Here is a 20235-nt window from a genome sequence, read left to right as displayed (position 1 = left end):
GACATTTTCAGATCTGTTTTAATTTTTATTAGTAAATAAGATGCGGCCGCCCTGGTTTCGCCAGCCGTCGTATTTGAACTCCTAGAAAGGCATATACCCGTTACATTTCTGACAACAACTGGTCGTTATTTGGGCAGGATAGAACCAGAAGTTACCAAAAATCTCTTTGTGCGTAAAGCTCAATGGCAAGCAATAGGTGAGTCAGCCCAAGCCGTTCATGTAGTACAAGGGTTTGTACGTGGGAAGCTGAAAAACTACCGTAATTTCCTCATTCGTCGCCAACGAGAAACCCCAGGCTTGGATTTATCTGTCGTTTAGAACAAGCGATCGCCCCAATCGAGACTACTAAAAATATTAATTCACTGCGTGGGTTAGAAGGTGCTGGGAGTGCTGCATATTTCGGTTGCTTTGACCAATTAATTCGAGCTACAGAATTTAGTTTTAATAACCGTGTCCGCCGTCCTCCAACCGATCCAGTCAATTCTTTACTCAGCTTTGGCTATTCATTATTGCGGCATGACATTCAAGGTGCAGTCAACATTGCAGGATTTGATCCATATTTAGGATATTTGCACTGTGAGCGCTATGGTAGGCCATCTTTGGCTCTAGACTTAATGGAGGAATTTCGCCCCTTAGTAGTAGACGCAGTAGTATTGTCTACATTGAATAAACAGTTGTTGACAAAAGCAGATTTCCTCACAGAACCTTTGAGTGGAGCAGTTTCTTTAACCCCAGAAGGGCGAAAAAGATTTTTGCAGCAATACGCGCAAAAGAAACAATCCGAGTTTAAGCATCCTGTATTAGGGCGCAAATGTAGTTATCAAGAAGCATTTGAACTACAGGCTCGATTATTAGCGAAATACTTGATGGGTGAAACCGAAAAATATCCACCATTGGTTTTGAAGTAGAAACTGGAGAAGAAAAGTAGCGATGAATGTGATTGTATCCTATGATATTTCTGAAGATAAACGCCGCACCAAAATTCACAAAATCCTCAAGTCCTATGGACAGTGGGTACAGTATAGTGTGTTTGAATGCTATCTGACTGATACTCAGTATGCAAGGTTGCGATCACGCTTGAACAAGTTAATCAAGCCTGAAAGCGATAGTATCCTCTTTTACTCTTTATGTGCTTGCTGTGTGGGTAAAGTTGAACGTATTGGCGGAGAAAAAATTCGTGATGACACTGTTTTCTTTGCTGAATGCGCGGATGGGTAGATGTTGAAAACAAGATTGGTGAAAGGGTGCTTCCAGTTCAACTGGTACAAGAGTTTTTGCGAAAATAGCTGTTCAAGTATCCGCGCACCTTATACAGACTCTATTTTAGCTATTTTGCTTAAAATTAACGTTAATTTTCTATGTTATGATTAGCTCATCCGCGCTATTGAACCTTGAAAACCAAATACAAACTACATTTTAAGCAGTCTCGTTGAAATTTCATTAACTCCCTATTAGGGATTGAAACTTCATAGATATTAATAAAGCCCCAATAGGGGCTGAAGTTGAAATTTCATTAACTCCCTATTAGGGATTGAAACGCGATGGGGGAGATGTTGATAGTTCCCGAAATATCGTTGAAATTTCATTAACTCCCTATTAGGGATTGAAACGTGACTGGCTCTTTCCTCTCTGGAGTATTAGCCATGTTGAAATTTCATTAACTCCCTATTAGGGATTGAAACGAATAATGCGGCCCAAAGTGCAGGCAAAAACGCAGGTTGAAATTTCATTAACTCCCTATTAGGGATTGAAACTGGTATTAGCGTCTACTACGACGAAGACCAGCAAGTTGAAATTTCATTAACTCCCTATTAGGGATTGAAACTTGTCTGTATTTATTTCTGTAACTAAGAAAGGAGGTTGGAATTTCATTAACTCCCTATTAGGGATTGAAACTCAATGTTAAAGTTGATAGTGGCAGATTCTGGGAGATTAATAATGGCGACAACTAAATATCGAGCTTATACAAACGTGCCAAAGCCAAGTCCAAAACTGGTAGAAATAATAAAGCAATCTGGGACGACTTTATATTTAGATCCGGGGGCAATAGTTCAACTTATAGATCCAGATACATCAGTACTACAAATAATTGTAGGTAGACACGAAAGTATATTTAAATTGACGGATATTCGTGCCATTATCGCAACAGAAGCAGAAATTAAATCATCAGCGCTAACAAAAATTCTGCGATGGCGTATTCCAGTAATTTTATTTTCTCAATCTGGCGAATTCTTGGGAAGGATTGAACCAGATTACAAAATCAGGGCAGATATCATGCAGTCCCAAGCTATGATGACTGACGCGATGAGAGTTGAGGTTATGCAAGGTGCAACCTGGGGTCGTCTCCGTCGCCTCCGGCGGTTTTTACAACGCTCTGGACGTGATGGTGCTGTAGAAATTAGTCAAGCTTCTAAGGATATTTTACATCTTAGTAATTGCATTACAAACCACGATTCTATTACCTCATTGCAAGGGTTAATTGGCCAAGGAATGCTGATCTTTTATCGTATGCTTCCCCAGTGTATAAACCCAGATTGGAAGTTTACTTCGCGGCATGATAATTCCCCTGTTTGCCGGATGCTTGACTTTAGCGAGAAGCTTTTGGAAGAATCAATCAAAAATGCTATTTTCTCATCAGGGCTAAACCCTAACCTTGGTTACTGGCATCGAACCCATCACCAAACGAAGGGACTGATTGCCGATCTAACTACAGAATTCCAAATCTTAGCGATCGCCTGCGTAAAGACTGTTTTGAATCGTGGCTATATAACACCGAAGGATTTTAATAAATGCTGGGATGAAAACACGCTGCCGCTCGTTGCAGCCCAAGCAATTACCCGTGCTTACCAAGTCAAGATGGCTACGGAAATCAGCTACCCTGAGATCAAAATTAAATGTACTTATGAAGACCTGTTCTACATCCAAGCAAAACAATTAATCTTGTATTTACAAGGACAAATTCAAGAGTATTACTCTCCTGACTTAAAATAATTTTAGTCAAGTTTTTGTTTTTAGTCGCTATTATCAATATAAAACTTATGGTAAATATGCTATTAACAGAAGTACATTTTCAACTATTTGTATTTCGTTGATATATTGGTTTCCTATAATAATTGTCAGTGGGATTATTCAAGCTATTCTTTATCCTGATATTAACTAATACTGTACAGATCACAAAAAATTTAAGAAAGGCTCCGCGCCAGATACAGCCCCAAAGCCTTGAGATCCCTGGCGACCACTTCCATCGCTGCAATACCACCACCCTCAATGGATTCCACAAAATCCTCACGGGAGGTGAAAGGGAAATCTCCAGTCTGCCAAAGCCCAAGACGATTTGCATAAGATAGGTTAGAAACCTTCGTCGCTCCAGTCGCGGAGACATAGACAACTCTTGCCCCAGGTAAAGCATTTTGCAACCGCAGCCCAACAATACCTTGCTGGGATGCTGCAACCATACCGAGTTTACCCTCTTGCGCCATTGCGTTACCCATCGCGTGACACTCATCAAATGCGATCGCTCCCTCAAAGTACTTACCTGCCCACTCAACAATTTGCTTGAGCCGACTTTTGCCGTTATGAAGAGAGCGCAGAGTTGAGTAGGTGCAGAACAGAATACCTTGGGTGAAAGGGATGGGGTCGCCAAGTTTGATGTTACTCAGGTCAATGATATCTTTTTCACTACCTCCGAGCGCACACCAATCTCTACGTGCGTCCTCAATAAGAGCAGAACTCTTTGATACCCAAATGGCTTTTCTTCGTTCTTGACACCAGTTGTCGAGGATGATTCCTGCACATTGCCTTCCTTTCCCCGCGCCTGTCCCATCGCCTAAGAACCAGCCACGACGAAATTTTACGGCATTTTCTGAGCTATTTGCTGCTACAGTGACATTATCCCATGAATCATCCACAATATAAGACCCAGATAAAAATTCTGAGTGCGCCTGACCTGCGTAAATAACGCTTTCAATTTGTGCCTCTGACAACAAACCTTGTGTGATAATGTTGATAGGAAGATGCGGTTTATAAGTTGGTGGTGGTGGCGAGACAAGTGCTAGGGCTGCACTCTCACACAGTAGGGACGGATGAGGTAAAGCGTCCTTGATTCGGATTCGCTGTGGGCGATATGTTTCGTATAGGGTGTCTTTCAAACCCTCACTAGCCGTCCACTCGATAACCTCATATTCCAGCACTACTACGTCGTCTGGAAGAGAGAAAACTGTTTCTGGTTGTGCAACTATAATACGTTTTGGCAATTGAACAACTTTTGCCTTCGCAGTAGCTTTGATCTCTGAGCGTTCCCACGAAGATCGCTGTGGCAACTGCTGAATCAGTGCCAGTATTTCAGGCAGATTTAAAGTTTCAGTAATGCAAGGTATTTCGCTGGAGTCAGCCGGAACTTTGTCAATTACTGTGATTCTGGTGTCAATTTGCGTACCATGTTTTGAGTACACCTTGCCGTTAATCCCAACAGATAGTAGAACTCGCGCAAAATCCTGCCACTTAACAAAAGTCTCACGCCAGCTTGGGTTAGCCGGAGAGAACCAGTTGGCTGTGATTGTTACCAGCCGTCCACCGTCAGCCAGTCTTTGCAATGCCGAGTTTATGTGGCGAGGAGTTGCGTCGGGGTTGCGACTGTTGATTTTGGGAGATGCAGAGAAAGGTGGATTCATCAGCACAACTGAGGGCTGAGTCTTGCCAAGCAGATAGTCGTTGATCTGTTCCGTGTTTACTGAGAATAGTGGAGTGCCAGGGAATAATCGCCGCAGAATCTTCGTTCTATCGGGTGCAAGCTCGTTGAGCATCAGACTTGCACTGTGCAGTTTAGCCATTTGTGCCAATAGGCCAGTTCCGGCACTTGGCTCCAGAATCAAATCATCAGCCTTTATAAATCCTGCTTTGGCTACCAGATAAGCAAGCGGCAGAGGCGTGGAGAATTGCTGAAGCTGTACTGACTCTTCACTACGGCGAGTATGCGTCGGGCAGAGGGCTGTTAATTCTTCTAATTGTTGCACAACCACTTGAGGTTGTAGTGATAAAATCTTAATTCCCAGATGACGCAGATATAATATTTGCGCCACTTCCACAGCTTCGTAAGCATCTTTCCATTGCCATGCACCAGACGCGGCAGTGCCGAGAAAGTAGCGATTCATCTGGGCTTGGATTGTCCTGGTGGAGATAGTCCGTTGCTCAATCAGTGATTTGGTGAGTTCTTGAGCAACGTTGAGGATTGATTGCCCATAATCCAGAACTGTTTCTAGGTCAAACAGAGTTCCTTGCGTGGCTATAAGGCTGACCATATCTATATATATGAATACATCACTTTCGCTTTGGCGTAGCCGTTTGAGCTAAGACGGGTTAGGTGGGAGTAGTCGGAGTCTGGGGAAAGGGATGATAACTGCTGGCGTGGGAACAAAATGGTGAGGAGATTGTGGTTCTAGAGTCCAGGTGTCGGAAATCTTCTCAAATGCGATCGCCCTTGGGGTGGCTTCTTGGATTTCCTGTTGTGGAGTAGGTTGTAGTGCTGTTGCCAAAACTGTGGGCTGTTCAATAACCGATGGCTCCCATTCGATTGGCGGTAAGGGTACAACCCACAAACCATCTATGAAATCGAAAACCATCAGCGCAACAAAGCTGATAACGACTGCTTGGATCGTCAGCGTGAGAGTAGCTTGGATATCCATGAGTGAACTCCAAATGTTTGTGATTTTTCAATGTAGTGAGGCGTTGCAGTTGGGTTTGGTCGTTGCAACTCTCACTCTGGTTTTGGCGTAGCCATATTCCCATTCACAAAACGGGTGATTATGTTTACCCAGAGCATTGAAATCTTCTTAGCAAAGGCTAAGATCCAAAAAGTTACTAATTGCAATAAGCAATGGCAAGCAAAGAAATCCAAGTCCGAGAGTACACTGTCAGAGCGCACAAGCGGGAAATTCATACTCGCGTTTTTAACTTCGTATGTAAGCAGTGTGAACAACCCACACAACGAGAAACCTTTGGAGTTAGACCTCTATATTGCGAGAAATGCCGCCCTCCTCAACCTCCCAAGCAATCGAAATTAGTCCCTATAGGCAAGAGGAAACCCAGAGCGATGAACTATAAGAGTGGGAAGGATATTGCTGGGTAAGTTGTTGTCTCATGGTTTTGAGCGATACCTTCTCTTTCAGAGACGCATTCGCGTTCGAGAGGCAATGCCTTTCCTGCGGAACGCACTCGCGTTCGGCACGTCTTCTCTACGAGACGCACTCGCATTCGACGAACGCCACCGGAAAAAGCGGTTACGCCATCGCACGCAAGTGAATGAAGCAGCAGCTATGTGTGAGGTTACGGCAGTTGCATCAAGTGGCCAGCCGTGACTCTTCTGTGGATTGGCTGTTACAGGGGTTGGGGATTTTGCTCCCACCGTATCTTTCACGGGAGCAATCGAAACTACTGGCGGCTGTTGAAAAGGAGTACAACCTTGTATAGAGACAGCAAAAGTAAACTTGATTATTAATGCAACAATGCAACAATTAACTCGTTGTACAAGTAACCGCGATGCCCGCGGTGTTCTCATTGCCATCGTGTCAGCCCTGAGTTGTCAGTTATATGTTTGGCGCTTACGAGATAGCGGGGAAAGCGATGGCAGGGCATTTTATTACTAGTAAGTGCCTAAAAATAAAAAGTAACCATCCGCAAAAATAATTTGCGCTTGGCAAGCAAACTGGCAATTTCTGTGATAGTCTTTTTATATGGGGAATCAAGACAGCGAAAGCACAAAAACTCGTCAAAGAGAAATGATATAAACTCAAAGACCAGACTTTCGCCTTGGCAGATGCAATATTTAAATCCGCTACGGCTTTTTGAAACCAAGAGACAAAGCCAATGAAGCAGGATAGTGACCTCCGTAATAACTTGAAGTCCATTAGAACTCGCTTAGGCATGAGCCAACAAGATTTGGCTAACATCGCTAGTGTGACTCGTCAGACTATTAGTGGTGTAGAGTCTGGACTATATGCTCCCTCAGTAGCCATAACACTTCGCTTGGCCAAAGCGCTTGGCTGTCAAGTTGAGGATCTATTCTGGTTAGAGCGGGATTTACCTGAAATTGAAGCTGTTCTTGCCAAACCTGTTCCTAATGGTCAGCAACTGCGAGTTAGCATGGCTCGTGTAGGAGGACAATGGATAGCTTATCCCTTGATTGGTAAGGATGCTTTTCGCCAAGATATGATTCCAGCTGACGGTGAAAGTACAAGCCTTACAGGTACAAATAAAGTTCGAGTCCGTCTTTTAGACGATAATCTCGAAACACTTCACAACACCGTTGTGATTGCTGGTTGTGCCCCTGTGATTTCACTATGGGCAAGAGCCACCGAACGCTGGCATCCTCAACTGCGAGTTCAATATAACTTCGCCAATAGCATGGCTGCATTGCACAGTCTATGCAGAGGTGAGGCGCACATTGCTGGGATGCATCTGTACGATCCTGAGACTGGTGAGTATAATACTCCCTTTGTTCGAGATGTTCTGGCTGGGAGGGAAGCAGTTCTGATTACCCTTGGTGTTTGGGAGGAGGGACTTTTGTTGAAGTCAGGGAACCCGATGGGAATTAGAACAGTTACTGACTTAGTAGCTGGGGGAGCAACTATTGTCAACCGCGAAATCGGTTCTGGTAGTCGGATGCTTTTGGAACAAACACTCCAAAAGGAGCAGATACCATTCGATGCTGTTCAGGGCTTTGATAATATACTCAAAAGTCACCAAGATGTTGCCCAAGCTGTAGTCAGAGGAGTTGCCGATGCAGGTATGAGTACGGCATCTGTAGCTACCGCCTTTGGGTTGGGATTTATCCCTTTACATCGGTCACGATATGATTTGGTGATTCTCAAGGAATATTTAGAAGAAGCACCTGTACAGCAGTTGCTCAGTACTTTGGGACATCGAATGGTTCACTCCCAATTTGAAATTCTTGGCGGTTACGATATCAGCAAAATCGGGGAAGTTGTAGCGACTGTTTAGAGTGGATTGCAATGGTTGGTTGTGTGATTTAGGGAAACTTGGCGTAAATTGAAATTGCTGCTGCAACCACTCTTTAGGTATGAGCAACCTTCAGGGGATTACAACTAATTCGTAATTCGTAATTCGTAATTAAGGAATTCAGATTGAATTTGGATTTCCAGTTTGGAATCTGTAGCTTTTTTCCAATTGGTATTGCTACCGCTAGAGAAATAATTTAAGTGAGCGGATGGTAATACTTGCAATATTCCTTGAGTAATGACTAAACGAAAACTGACTAAAACTTGAATATGTTCTTTATTCGGACTCTTTTTGCTGTAGAACGAGCACCTCCAATAACGTTCTACATAAGGTCACTGCTGTAATTTAACAGCACAATCGCCTCATAAACCGACAGACTCACCAAACAAACAATTGCAGGATAAATTATCATGTCCGACGAAAAAATTAGACAGATTGCTTTTTATGGTAAAGGTGGTATTGGTAAATCTACCACTTCCCAAAATACCCTTGCTGCGATGGCAGAAGTGGGTAAACGCATTTTGATTGTCGGATGTGACCCCAAAGCTGACTCCACTCGTTTGATTTTGCACTGTAAAGCTCAAACTACCGTGCTGCATTTAGCTGCTGAACGGGGCGCTGTGGAAGATATCGAACTCGAAGAAGTAGTAATCACTGGTTTCCGCGATATCAGATGCGTAGAATCAGGTGGACCAGAACCTGGTGTAGGTTGCGCCGGTCGAGGTATCATCACCGCCATTAACTTCCTCGAAGAAAACGGCGCTTACTCAGACGTAGATTTCGTATCCTACGACGTATTGGGCGACGTTGTATGCGGTGGTTTTGCTATGCCAATTCGTGAGGGTAAAGCCCAAGAAATCTACATCGTTACCTCTGGTGAAATGATGGCCATGTTTGCAGCTAACAACATTGCTCGTGGTGTTCTCAAATATGCCCACACTGGTGGTGTACGTTTGGGTGGACTGATTTGTAACAGCCGAAAAACTGACCGGGAAGACGAATTGATTAGCACCCTTGCAGCTAGATTAAGTACTCAGATGATTCACTTCGTCCCCCGTGACAATATTGTGCAACACGCCGAATTGCGTCGGATGACTGTAAACGAGTACGCACCCGACAGCAACCAAGCTAATGAATATCGCACCCTAGCAGACAAGATTATCAACAATACAAATCTTGCCGTTCCCACACCCATAGAAATGGATGAGTTAGAAGATTTGTTGATTGAATTCGGTATTCTTGAAAGTGAAGAAAATGCTGCGAAACTAATTAGCCAAGCAGATGCTGCTAAGAAGCAAGAAGATGCTGAAGGTGAAGCATTAGAAGCTCTAAAAAAAGGCAATGTAGAAATAGTTTCTGGTAGCGAGAAAAAGTAAGGTTCTTATTCAGACTCCGGTGCTAAATACAGAGTAAATATTAGGTGGGCTATTTTGGCCCACCCTCTGACCAATCCTTTAAAATGGAGGTAGTGGAATAGCCAATCTTAACTTTCTGCATTTGAATCACTGTGTTAACACTAATCTACCAAGGTGTACACGGCAAAATTAATACTTTAATAGTCTAGTTCGTGTTTTTGTTTTCTCCTTCTCTAACGTAGTTGGTGTTTATGTTTTAGGGGATGGGAAACTATTTTTCTCATTCCCTTTTATTCCATGCTTTAAATACACGGTTAATAAATAAAAATCCGATGAAGACCTTTTGGAATTCTCTTAACACCTAATAACTTATACCTATTGCCACCAAACAAATGAATCCTACCCCAGAAAAAATCAACGATTCATTCAGTGAGTCAAATTCTGAAGATACTCGTCAACAGCAGAAACTGCATAAAAAAAAGTCCTCCACACAATTACCCCAACCTGGAACTACTCAAGGGAGTTGCGCTTTTGATAGTGCAATGATTACCCTTGTACCAATCACTGATGCTGCCCATGTAGTTCACGGGCCAAGTGGCTGTGCTGCCAGTATTTGGGGAAGTTACAGCAGTCTCTCATCTGGTTCGATGCTGTATAAGATACGTTTTAGCAGCGACATCGATGAGAACGATATCATCTTCGGTGGAGCCAAAAAGCTGTACAAAGGCATTTTAGAATTAACAAGACGCTACAAACCTGCGGCAGTATTTGTTTACTCCACTTGCATCACCGCCCTGATTGGAGATGATATCGAGGGAGTTTGCAAAAATGCCACCGAGAAAACAGGAATACCTACTATCCCTGTACATTGTCCTGGCTTTATTGGGAACCAAAATTTGGGCAACCGTGTTGCTGGTGAAGCGTTGCTAGAACACGTTATTGGAACAGCTGAACCAGATACTAGTACACCTAATGACATCAACCTAATTGGTGAACATAACATTGCAGGTGCAATATGGAATGTTCTACCGTTATTGGAGAAATTAGGTATCAGAGTTTTGGCAAAAATTACAGGCGATGCTATCTATAAAGAAGTTTGCTATGCCCATCGTGCCAAACTTAACGTGCTGCTCTCTTCCAAAGCACTAATTAACATGGCAAAAAGCATGGAGAAAAAATATGGCATTCCCTATATTGAAGAGTCTATCTATGGTATAGAGTCAATCAATCAATGTTTAAGGAATATTGCTGCAAAGTTAGGTAATTCTGATTTGCAGGAACGTACAGAAAAACTAATTGCAGAAGAAACTGCTGCAATAGATGAAAAACTCGCTCTGTATATTACCCGATTGCAAGGTAAGCGCGTTATCCTTTCTACTGGAAGTTTCAAGAGTTGGTTGATTATCTTTGCTGCTAAGAAATTGGGGATGGAAGTTATTGCTATTCTTACTAAGAATAATACTGAGGAGAATAGAATTAGAGTCAAAAGTTTAGTGGGTCAAGATGGCATAATTCTAGAAGAAAATAGTCCTGAAGAAATTTTACAGATAATTAACGAAAATCAAGCTGATATGTTAATTGCTGATAAACGCCATCAAGACACCTCTCTCACTGCTAGAATTCCATTCCTAGATATTAATCAAGAACGCAATCATCCTTATGCAGGCTATATAGGAATTTTAGAAGTAGCACGAGAAGTGTATGCCGCTTTTTACAACCCTGTATGGGAACAAGTATACCAGCCAGCCCCGTGGTCAGAGGATGAGGGAGCAAGGGGAGCAGGGGAAGCAGGGGGAGAAATTACTTCCTCATCTCCCTCATCCCCCTCATCTTCTCAAAAGGAGGAAATTTGATGGCGATTATTAGCGTTACGAGTACATCAGTTGCAGTTAATCCCCTGAAGCAAAGCCAAACTTTGGGTGCAGTTTTAGCCTTTTTGGGGTTGAAGGGAATGATGCCTTTATTACACGGTTCTCAAGGCTGTACTGCTTTGACTAAGGCAGTATTAGTACAGCATTTCCGTCAAACGATTCCTCTTTCCAGTACGGCGATGACCGAAGTTGCAACCATTTTGGGTGGCGAGGAAAGACTTGAACAAGCAATCTTGACTTTGGTGCAGAGATCCAAACCAGAAATTATCGGTCTTTGTAGCACTGGACTGGTGGAAACCAGAGGCGATGATATGGGACGCTTTGTCAAGGAGATTCGCCACCGTCACCCAGAACTGGATTATTTACCAATTGTGCTTGTCTCTACACCGGATTTCAAAGGTACATTACAGGATGGCTTTGCTGGTGCGGTTGAGAGTATAGTCAGGGAAATTCCCCAAAAAGGCTCTAAACAAGACGCTTGTGCCACACAAATCACTATTTTGGCGAGTTCTGCTTTCACACCGGGGGATGTCCAGGAAATCAAAGAGATTATCACCTCCTTTGGACTTGTACCTATTGTTGTACCTGACCTTTCTGGCTCTTTAGATGGTCATATAGAAGATTCTTCTAGTGCCATTACAGCTAATGGCACAAATGCAGCACAATTACGCTCAATTGGCAGTTCTGTATTCACTTTGGCGCTAGGTGATAGTATGCGGGGCGCAGCGCAAATTTTGGAGGAGAGATTCAATATACCTTATGAGGTATTTGGCGAATTGACGGGACTAACAGCAGTAGATAAATTCCTACAAGCATTGGCGGATATCAGTGGTGTCAGCGTACCAGAGAAATACCGCCGTCAACGCCGTCAGTTGCAATATATGATGTTGGAGAATCATTTTTACTTTGGGTGCAAGCGAGTTTCTTTGGCGCTGGAACCAGATTTACTTTGGTCAACAGTTTCTTTTTTGCGATCGCTAGGAGTTGAGATTCACTCAGCAGTGACAACGACACGCTTTCCTCTACTAGAAAAACTGCCGATCAAGAGCGTCACTATCGGTGATTTGGAAGACTTTGAGCAACTGGCGGTTGGGTCTGATTTACTAATTACCAACTCTCATGGAGAGGCGATCGCTCAACGCTTAAAAATTCCTCTCTATCGTCAAGGTATTCCCATTTTTGACCGCTTAGATTATGGTCAGTTTACCAAGGTTGGCTATCGAGGTACTATGCAACTTTTATTTGATATTGGAAACCTGTTTTTAGAGCAGGAGATAAAGGTTAAGCATTAAATACAACCAACTCTAATTGTTTACGAAATATTACCAATAATGTTGGTAATATGTAGCACCAGATACAATCTCACCGATCAACTTCAGCTTTGATAGTTACTGAAAAGCCGTGCCGTATACGTCCATTGGTGAATATACCAACCAATGTTTAGCAAACTCGTGCCTAGCTCCTGCATTGACTCAAATAAAATCTTCTACTGTTGATGAATCCAGCACAGCTAAAAAAAACAACTGCCAAAGCGAGTCGTGTTACAAGAAAACTTCGCCGCCGTTTTGATTTCACACAATCTGCGATGCCTGGGTTGGGCGTATCCCTACTCAAAAGCCAGCTACGCGTTGGCGGAGTTTCTGTCTCCGACACGCTACGGGAACGTAGAGAAGCCATTGCACCATCTGCGCTCACTTGGTTCGAGGTCATTGGTTACACAGTTTTATTAGAGCCAGACATTATTCTAGGTAAGCATCAGATAGGGCGGAGTAGTTATAGTGATGTGGTTTTGTATCAGCGCCTCCATAGCGCTTTGCAGAAAATTAACCCGACAAAACCGGATGAGGCGATCGCCGCAGCTATCCATCAGGTTACTTGTACTCATGGTTCCGACTTACTGGAAAATAACCGTCGCTTTCACAAATTCTTGACCAATGGTGTGAAAGTTGAATACCTGTATAACGAAGAAATAGTTCATGACAAATTATGGCTCATTGATACGTCTAATTTATTGAATAATGATTGGCTAGCTATTCATCCCTTGACTGTAGTTGAAGGGAGTTATACTCACTGTCCTGATGTAGTTGTGTTTATCAACGGTTTACCCTTGGCAGTTATTGTCTCGATTCAGCTAAGTTATGAACAGGCGACTTTCAAAGAAGGTTATCAGCGAATTCAGACCTACTCTCAACAAATACCAAAGCTGTTTGACTACAATACGTTCCTAGTTATTACTTATGGAAATCGGGCACGAGTCGGTACATTAACCTCAGACTGGCAGGAGTTTTTACCCTGGCGCACCATTGATGGAGAAGATTTTCCTGCCAAGGGCGCAACTGAACTAGAAGTGCTGATTCAAGGCATTTTTGACAAACGGCGTTTGCTAGAACAAGTATTGCACTTGATAGTGTTTGAGGAGAACGGAAACAGCATTAGTAAAAAATTGCTTCGCCGACCTTTTTGTACTACACAGTACCCCAAAAAATCTTTGCACCAAGGCTAGTAAATGCTTAGTTATTAGTGATTAGTAGAAAAACTAACTCACAATTCAAAATTCCCAATTGCTACTTTCAGCATGAAAGTTATAACTATGAACACAAGTTGGTATGAACAAGAGCTAGTCAAAGAATTCAAAACGGTTATTGCTCATTCTTTCCCACAAGTTGAGGAATTGCTAAAACACTGTCATGTTAAACTCATCGAGTCTTATTGGGGAAGACCTCGTGTTCACTTTCTGCCATACTTCACTATTTATTGCCCTGACAATCTGATTGCTGATGTCAAAGCCAAAATATCTATACTCAGAGAAGTAGCAGAATATACAGGATTAGTTGAAGTTGTCTGCCTAAATGCTACACATCTGCTGCGAGATCCGATGTCGAAGGTAAAGCAGACAGATCCGCGTTTGTGGTTAGAACTGCAATGGCTTGCAACACAAAAACAAGAACATTTACTATGATTTCCCGACTTTGGGTGCAACTACAAAAGTGCTTATTGCGCCATCTTTGAATAGATGGCGTGATTAAAACACGCAGGAGCATTGTATTTTTTTTTGACTAATAATTCCCAATCCCTAGTTATTTACTATGAATAAATCCCCCCTTCCCGCAGATGATTTGCCTCCAACTGGAGCACCTATACTTAACGAGTTATTCTACAGGCAATTAGAAGAAGCTACTTGCAGGCGATTTTATCAAGCTTGCGGCCCAATTATGCGAGTTTTATTATCAAATTGTCACTGGTATTTCAAGATAAATACTAGTCCTCTGATGTTACTTATTATCTGTTATGACATAGAAAGTTATCTGCATATAGTCGATGCTATTCCCCAGTTCATCAAAAAGTTGAAGCAGTTTTCCAACAAGGGCAAAATTCACCTTTTTTCACCAGATTATAAAGGAGAACCTTGGGAAATCGAGATTGAAGAAACATCAGATGATGAAGTCTAGTCAAACAGGTGAATAGGCGAAAATTTGGTATTAACCAAGGCAGTAGTATTTCCCTTTTTTTAGTGCTTATCCCTTATCAGCTGTTCCACATTTAAATTGCATAATAATTAGGGTGTGCTTTTCGACCCATCCCACAAAAATTATAAAAATTTGAGATATGCAAACAGATATGGTTTAGCTGACTATTCCATCAAAATTAAGCGCAGAGGATCTAAACGCACATACCAAGGAAAAGGTTCGTCTTTTATGGTTGCCCATTTTTCCTTGAAGACTTCTGCTTGCAGATGGTAATCCTGGTGGCTATTACTAACAGAATGTAGTTTTAAAAATAACGTCATCCGGTGAGGTGTTTCAACTGTCTGTGCTAGCCAACAGGGAAAGGTATTCACCTGTGATGAGTCGTTGGTAAAGATGAGCTGATGAGCGCGAATGCCAACGTGGGATAATTCACTGTTGATGGGTTCAATGACTTGGAGGCTACAACCCCAATCAAGTGCTTGCACCTGATTTGATGATTCAAAAACAACACGAGAGAAGTTCTTGCACCCGGTTAATTGGGCGACACCTACAGTGGTGGGATGCTCAAAAATATCGTGTTTGGAGCCATAATGCACTGCTAAACCATGTTCTAATGCCAATAAGCTAGGGCAAATCTGGTAAGCTTCTTCCATATTATGGGTAACAAATAGAGTTACGCCTTGGTAATCAGCTAGAGTTTCTGTCATTTGCTGTTCTAGTTGACTACGCAAGTGGGTATCGAGTGCGGAAAACGGCTCATCCAGTAGCAACGCTTCTGGCTGACTTGCCAATGCTCTGGCTAAAGCTACCCTTTGTTGTTGACCTCCAGATAATTGGTGCGGATAGCGTGAGCCTAATCCCTCTAACTGCATAGCTATTAACTGTTCTTCTAAGAGCGCCCTGATATTAAGAGCAGATAATCCTTTGGGTAAGCCGAAAGCAATATTTTGCGCCACACTCATGTGTGGGAAGAGAGCATAGTTCTGCACTAAGAAACCGATGCGGCGATCGCGGCAAGGCAGATTTATTCGTTGTTCTGAGTCAAACAGGACTCTGCCATTTAAGACTATACGCCCTCTTGTCGGCGTTTCTATGCCGGCAATGCAGCGCAAAATCATGCTTTTACCTGCTCCAGAGTCCCCCAACAATCCCAAGGGTTGTTCATTGGTGTTAAAGGACACTTTGAGATGAAAACTTGGCAGTCGTTTTTCAATATCCACAAATAGTCCTACTGCGGAGTCATGTACAGACAATGAAAACGATTCTCTCCCGTGTCTCCCGTGTCCTCCTTGTCCCCCTTGTTCCCCTCGTCCCCTCTTTTCTCTAATTTCCTGCCAATAATTGACCCCAATAATTCCAGATAGAGAAATTACCATAATGGCGATCGCCCAAAACCAGGCTTCGTCCATTGCTCCCGCTTCCACAGCAAAATATATTGCCATTGGAATCGTTTGCGTTTGTCCTGGTATATTGCCCGCCAACATCAACGTGGCACCGAATTCACCCAAAGCACGGGCAAAGGAGAGAGTTGTAGCTGCTATAATTCCAGGTACTGCTAGAGGTAGACTGATGCGCCAGAAGATTGCCACTTCCGTTGCACCAAGAGTTCTGGCTACCCGCAAGAGATTAGTGTCAATCTGTTCAAACGCTCCTAATGCAGTTTTGTACATTAATGGGAAGGAAACAATTGTAGCTGCGATCGCTGCACCATACCAGGTAAAAACGATACTGAAGTCTAAAGGCTCCATGAGTTTACCTACGGGGCCATTTTTACCGAAAAATAGCAGCAGTAGAAAGCCGACAACTGTGGGGGGTAAAATCAGAGGAGCAACAAAGACACCCTCAATCAAGGATTTACCTTTGCCGCGATATCCCAGCATCCAGTAGGCAGCCCAAATGCCAAGGAAGAAGGTAATGAATGTTGCAAGTAATGAAGTTTTAAGTGATATCCAGAGGGGCGATAAATCCAGTGGCATGGTTTTGTGGATAAGAACGGTGCTTATAAGGGCTGGTTTGAGTAGTGCGTTGAATCTTCAACTAGCCTTGTCAAAATTTCTCTGGTGTTAACTACCAGCTACCGTAAATCCCTGTTTTTCAAACACAGTTTTGGCTTGGTTGCCCGATAAAAATTGCACAAAATCCTTAGCGGCATCGACATTTTTACTGCTTTTGAGAACTGCTATCGGATAGACGACGGGAGAATGGGTTTTTTCAGATGCAGTTGCTACAATTTTGACTTTTGGCGTACTTTTGGCATCTGAGAGGTAGACGATCCCAGCATCAGCATTGCCTGATTCAACGTAATTGAGAGCTTGACGAACGTCTTTGGCATAGACGGCTTTGCTTTTAACAGCATCAAAGATTTTTAATGAAGTTAAGACTTGTTGAGCATATTGTCCAGCAGGGACACTTTTGGGTTCGCCTAGAGCAATTTTCTTAATGCGTGGTGAAGCTAAGTCTTTAAAATCAGCCACAACTGTGGAATTTTGCGGTACTATCAACACCAATTGATTTTTCAGCAAGTCCTTGCGAGTCCCATCAACTAACAAACCTTTTTGCTGTAAAGCATCTATCTGTTTAGTTGCAGCTGAGATAAAAACGTCAACTCCTGCACCCTGTTCAATCTGTTGTAGCAAAGCGCCTGATGAACCAAAGTTGTAGGTCAGAGCAACATTTGGCTTCTCTTTATTGTAGAGAGGTTTGATTTCGTCCATTGCATCTCTGAGGCTAGCAGCTGCTGATATCGTCAAATTTGCTGTTTGGGCTGCTGGGCTACCAGTTGAGGATAAGTTAGGTGTAGTGGTTTGACTACAGCCGACGATTAGTAAAAACGAGATAAATACCCAACTGACAAAAGTCAGCATTCGTTTATTATTCATTTGCAGTCTCTCAAGCATTTTTTCTTAATCAATTCATAATTTACCAATCTAGCGGACTAGTAACCAAAAAAACTGGTAAAAAATCACAGATTATTACTCAGGACTGACTGTTATCAATAACTGTGCCGATACTGACTAAAATTTTGCTAGATTATTACCAACTTATATGGTAAAAAACTGAAAATCTGGTAATAATAATGCATCGGGTGTTTTTTAGTACCAACTATTTTAGGAATCAAGTTGGTCTAATAGTATTTGAGGTGTGAGGTTAATGTCTGGTTTTTTACATAATTCATTGTTGATTGCTCCAATCTTATTAGTAGTTAGTCTGGTGAATGCTCAAGGTGCATCAGCTATTCCAGCAGATATGCAGACTACTCAGTTTCAGGCAAAAGAAGGTGTGGTTGCTCAAACAGATAATCAAGCTGTTTTGACTGCACCTATCGGCGTTACTTTATCTGACCAGAGCCAGCAGTTCAACGATCGCAGCAGCAAAAATCCGAACTCAGTAGTAGCAATCAATTCATTAACTCGATTCAGACAAGCGTTAAGACCTGCGGCAAACTCATAACGAGTCATTGCCCGATTTCCTTGGAAGCTGCCGTTAGGATATCCAGCTATACAACCGTAGCGCTCAACTAAAGATTGTAAAGCCTGGAATGCCCAATCTGTGGGTTGCACATCAGATAGTTGAGAGACTGAAGTAACCTGACTCATAACTAGACTTGTCCGAAAACTTCAAAGCCAGACTGTTCAAAGCTTTGAGACAAAACTTTGATATTTGCGTAAAAACGTAATAATCAGGGTTTGAGATAGTTACTGTTAGTTTAGAGGCATAAAAGTTAACTTCTCCTTTTTTAAATTTTCTGACTACTTGTAGTAGCTAAGTTGGCAGGATTAAGCTACCAATTCTCAGCCTAACTAACCCGCAAACTGTTAAGATAATCTGCTCATAGGTCTCAAGCTTTAAGCGAAATCTTTGTGAGGCTATGCGGAATATTTTAAGCAATCGAATCAAATGTTCAATGAATATCCGATTACTGGACAAAGCTTTGTTTTCATCTTTTTGCTGTTGAGTTAATTCTCGTTTTGGTTTCTTTTTGTGAGGAGTAGTGATATTTTCGCCACCTTGAAAGCCTTTATCACCCGAAAAAGGTTGAGACTTATCAAACTTTGTCTGAGATTTACGAAACAATTTTATATCGGCTGTTGGCCCAGGAACACCTACTTCAACTTCCACAATATCCTTACCTTCTGGCATCCCAATCATTTGATTTTTCAAAGTATGCTGTCTTTTCTTACCAGAAAAATAAAGTTGTTGTTCTTTTTGGTCAGAATGTCTATATATTGGCTGTTCCAGGCTATCGACCAATAGCCTGAAATTCGTTAAGACTTCCTGAACAAATAGTAAATCGCTCTCATTATTTGAGACTTGCTCTAATAAACTAGCTGGTAAAACATCTCGCAGTATTGGTATCCAATAATGGAAAGTATCGTTGGCTTCTGTCTTAGATACCCCAAATAACATTCCTAATACTTGAAATGTTGGCATCTGCCTCAAATAAAACAGACATAAACAGATTTGTTCTTGGATTGATAACAATTCTTTACGACCACCACCAGCCGCATTAATTCTTATTTTCTGGCTTTGGAGTTTTGTTTTAATTTCTTGGTGCCGTTTTATCGCGCAATTCCACAGTGATTTTAATTGTTCGTAACTAATCCCTAAAATTTGTTTTGTCCGGTGGTGATATTTTTGGATATAATCAAAAACCATAACTAATCCTGGAAAATGGTAAACACCCATTTCAACGTTTTACCATTTTTCTTTTCCTAAGTTAATATTTTGGACAAGTCTAATAGCTAGTTTTTAATAACTAATATTAAAAACTAATGAATCCTTACGCCAAAGTTAGTCGCAAACGTCTTATTAGATTTGCGTTTTTCCAAATGGATAAGCTGTGTAATCTAATGAAGATAATACCAACTTATTGAGTAAAATACCAACTAATATAGTAATAGAACATAAATAAAATTAATTTTTATTTCTTTTTAAAATAGTTCGGCTTAATATTGTATAGAAACTAAGCTGTCGTTATTTACCTTATAAATAGGTAACTATCAAGTTAATAAACTCTTTATAAGTGAGACTCACCTATAAATTGGAAAACTGTCCGAGTTATGAGGAAGGGTTGTAGTTATCCCGACACTATAGTTGAAGCAAAACCATAGAGCGGCTAGACTACTCCGTGTATAAAACCAATAGACCAAATAAACGCTACAATTCATGGTGCAGTGAATAGAGCGATAGATGACTAATCGCTCAATTTTATCAACTGCTTAAGAGCTTTGCAAAACGCCCATTTACTTCCGTTCTAAGTGTTGCATAAGCGCTGTTCTTTCTGGCTCAACTGCTGCGTTTTAACAACTGCAATCTTAAATATCAAACTAAATTAAAAATGCCTACTGCGCCATCGTCATTTTGACTGCAATATCGCATGGTTTACCAAAGTACGGTGAACTTGTCACTAAAATATCTACACCAGTGCTAGCATAGTCCTTTATATTTTCAGAGGTAATACCACCAGCTGCTGCTAAGTAAATGGGCGTGAAAATTTACCGCTATGTAACAAAACATTAACCAGGAAAA

General features: G+C 41.9%; 17 protein-coding genes, 2 pseudogenes and 1 CRISPR repeat array. Of the genes and pseudogenes, 11 read left to right on the top strand and 8 right to left on the bottom strand.

The annotated features are described in order from the left end of the window. Positions 1-48 precede the first annotated feature (48 nt). The 3 genes and pseudogenes from cas1d to cas1 all read left to right on the top strand — a co-directional run. Positions 49-908, top strand: a pseudogene (gene cas1d / locus ACM0OY_RS34210) (type I-D CRISPR-associated endonuclease Cas1d); the annotation flags it as partial. A 22-nt stretch (positions 909-930) separates the two neighbouring features. Next, on the top strand, positions 931-1218 hold the full coding sequence (gene cas2 / locus ACM0OY_RS34205; protein ID WP_190898341.1) for a CRISPR-associated endonuclease Cas2: 288 nt from the start codon (positions 931-933) through the stop codon (positions 1216-1218). Positions 1219-1428: 210 nt separating this feature from the next. Beyond that, positions 1429-1896: a CRISPR direct-repeat array (repeat unit 37 nt; unit sequence GTTGAAATTTCATTAACTCCCTATTAGGGATTGAAAC). 42 nt (positions 1897-1938) lie between these two features. Then, positions 1939-2991, top strand: a complete 1053-nt coding sequence (gene cas1, locus ACM0OY_RS34200) for a CRISPR-associated endonuclease Cas1 (protein WP_414573213.1) — start codon at positions 1939-1941, stop codon at positions 2989-2991. Positions 2992-3182: 191 nt separating this feature from the next. On the opposite strand, the gene ACM0OY_RS34195 is transcribed toward cas1, so the two are convergent. After that, positions 3183-5297: a strawberry notch-like NTP hydrolase domain-containing protein gene (locus ACM0OY_RS34195; protein ID WP_414573212.1), complete on the bottom strand. Its 2115-nt coding sequence runs from the start codon at positions 5295-5297 to the stop codon at positions 3183-3185. A gap of 48 nt (positions 5298-5345) precedes the next feature. After that, complete coding sequence (locus tag ACM0OY_RS34190) at positions 5346-5681, bottom strand: hypothetical protein (RefSeq protein ID WP_414573211.1); 336 nt, start codon at positions 5679-5681, stop codon at positions 5346-5348. A gap of 191 nt (positions 5682-5872) precedes the next feature. Between ACM0OY_RS34190 and ACM0OY_RS34185 the strand changes: the two genes are divergently transcribed. Further along, complete coding sequence (locus ACM0OY_RS34185; protein ID WP_414573210.1) at positions 5873-6124, top strand: hypothetical protein; 252 nt, start codon at positions 5873-5875, stop codon at positions 6122-6124. A 36-nt stretch (positions 6125-6160) separates the two neighbouring features. Here the strand turns inward: ACM0OY_RS34185 and ACM0OY_RS34180 are convergent, their stop codons facing one another. After that, complete coding sequence (locus ACM0OY_RS34180) at positions 6161-6553, bottom strand: hypothetical protein (RefSeq protein WP_414573209.1); 393 nt, start codon at positions 6551-6553, stop codon at positions 6161-6163. A 308-nt stretch (positions 6554-6861) separates the two neighbouring features. Here ACM0OY_RS34180 and ACM0OY_RS34175 point away from each other — a divergent pair, with 308 nt between their 5' ends. The 7 genes from ACM0OY_RS34175 (at position 6862) to ACM0OY_RS34145 (ending at position 14688) form a co-directional block, all read left to right on the top strand. Next, positions 6862-7995: a substrate-binding domain-containing protein gene (locus ACM0OY_RS34175; RefSeq protein WP_414573208.1), complete on the top strand. Its 1134-nt coding sequence runs from the start codon at positions 6862-6864 to the stop codon at positions 7993-7995. A gap of 428 nt (positions 7996-8423) precedes the next feature. Further along, positions 8424-9389: a nitrogenase iron protein gene (nifH, locus tag ACM0OY_RS34170; RefSeq protein ID WP_322709280.1), complete on the top strand. Its 966-nt coding sequence runs from the start codon at positions 8424-8426 to the stop codon at positions 9387-9389. A 371-nt stretch (positions 9390-9760) separates the two neighbouring features. Next, a complete protein-coding gene (gene nifE / locus ACM0OY_RS34165; protein ID WP_414573207.1) occupies positions 9761-11221 on the top strand; it encodes a nitrogenase iron-molybdenum cofactor biosynthesis protein NifE in 1461 nt (486 codons plus the stop codon). Further along, a complete protein-coding gene (gene nifN / locus ACM0OY_RS34160; protein WP_414573206.1) occupies positions 11221-12531 on the top strand; it encodes a nitrogenase iron-molybdenum cofactor biosynthesis protein NifN in 1311 nt (436 codons plus the stop codon). The genes nifE and nifN overlap by 1 nt, the downstream gene beginning before the upstream one ends. A 203-nt stretch (positions 12532-12734) precedes the next feature. Then, entirely contained in the window at positions 12735-13742 is a 1008-nt protein-coding gene (locus ACM0OY_RS34155; protein ID WP_414573205.1) for a type I restriction endonuclease, read from the top strand. Positions 13743-13829: 87 nt separating this feature from the next. After that, complete coding sequence (locus ACM0OY_RS34150) at positions 13830-14198, top strand: hypothetical protein (RefSeq protein WP_414573204.1); 369 nt, start codon at positions 13830-13832, stop codon at positions 14196-14198. 127 nt (positions 14199-14325) lie between these two features. Then, complete coding sequence (locus tag ACM0OY_RS34145) at positions 14326-14688, top strand: hypothetical protein (RefSeq protein WP_414573203.1); 363 nt, start codon at positions 14326-14328, stop codon at positions 14686-14688. A gap of 182 nt (positions 14689-14870) precedes the next feature. On the opposite strand, the gene modB is transcribed toward ACM0OY_RS34145, so the two are convergent. From modB to ACM0OY_RS34120, 5 genes and pseudogenes are all read right to left on the bottom strand, one after another. Then, positions 14871-16682 (bottom strand): molybdate ABC transporter permease subunit, encoded by a 1812-nt coding sequence (modB, locus tag ACM0OY_RS34140; protein WP_414573202.1) that lies wholly within the window; start codon positions 16680-16682, stop codon positions 14871-14873. 87 nt (positions 16683-16769) lie between these two features. After that, on the bottom strand, positions 16770-17585 hold the full coding sequence (gene modA / locus ACM0OY_RS34135) for a molybdate ABC transporter substrate-binding protein (protein ID WP_414573201.1): 816 nt from the start codon (positions 17583-17585) through the stop codon (positions 16770-16772). 510 nt (positions 17586-18095) lie between these two features. Then, positions 18096-18305, bottom strand: a pseudogene (locus tag ACM0OY_RS34130) (iron uptake porin); the annotation flags it as partial. A gap of 163 nt (positions 18306-18468) precedes the next feature. Then, positions 18469-19362, bottom strand: a complete 894-nt coding sequence (locus tag ACM0OY_RS34125) for a transposase (protein ID WP_414573200.1) — start codon at positions 19360-19362, stop codon at positions 18469-18471. Between the two features lie 686 nt (positions 19363-20048). Further along, on the bottom strand, positions 20049-20189 hold the full coding sequence (locus tag ACM0OY_RS34120) for a hypothetical protein (protein ID WP_414573214.1): 141 nt from the start codon (positions 20187-20189) through the stop codon (positions 20049-20051). Positions 20190-20235: the final 46 nt, after the last annotated feature.

It is taken from the genome of Nostoc sp. CCY 9925 (genome assembly GCF_963920935.1).
In the GTDB taxonomy this organism is placed as follows: domain Bacteria; phylum Cyanobacteriota; class Cyanobacteriia; order Cyanobacteriales; family Nostocaceae; genus Nostoc.
The sequence above is the reverse complement of the archived record's forward strand: the minus strand, read 5'-3'. Positions and strand labels throughout refer to the sequence as shown.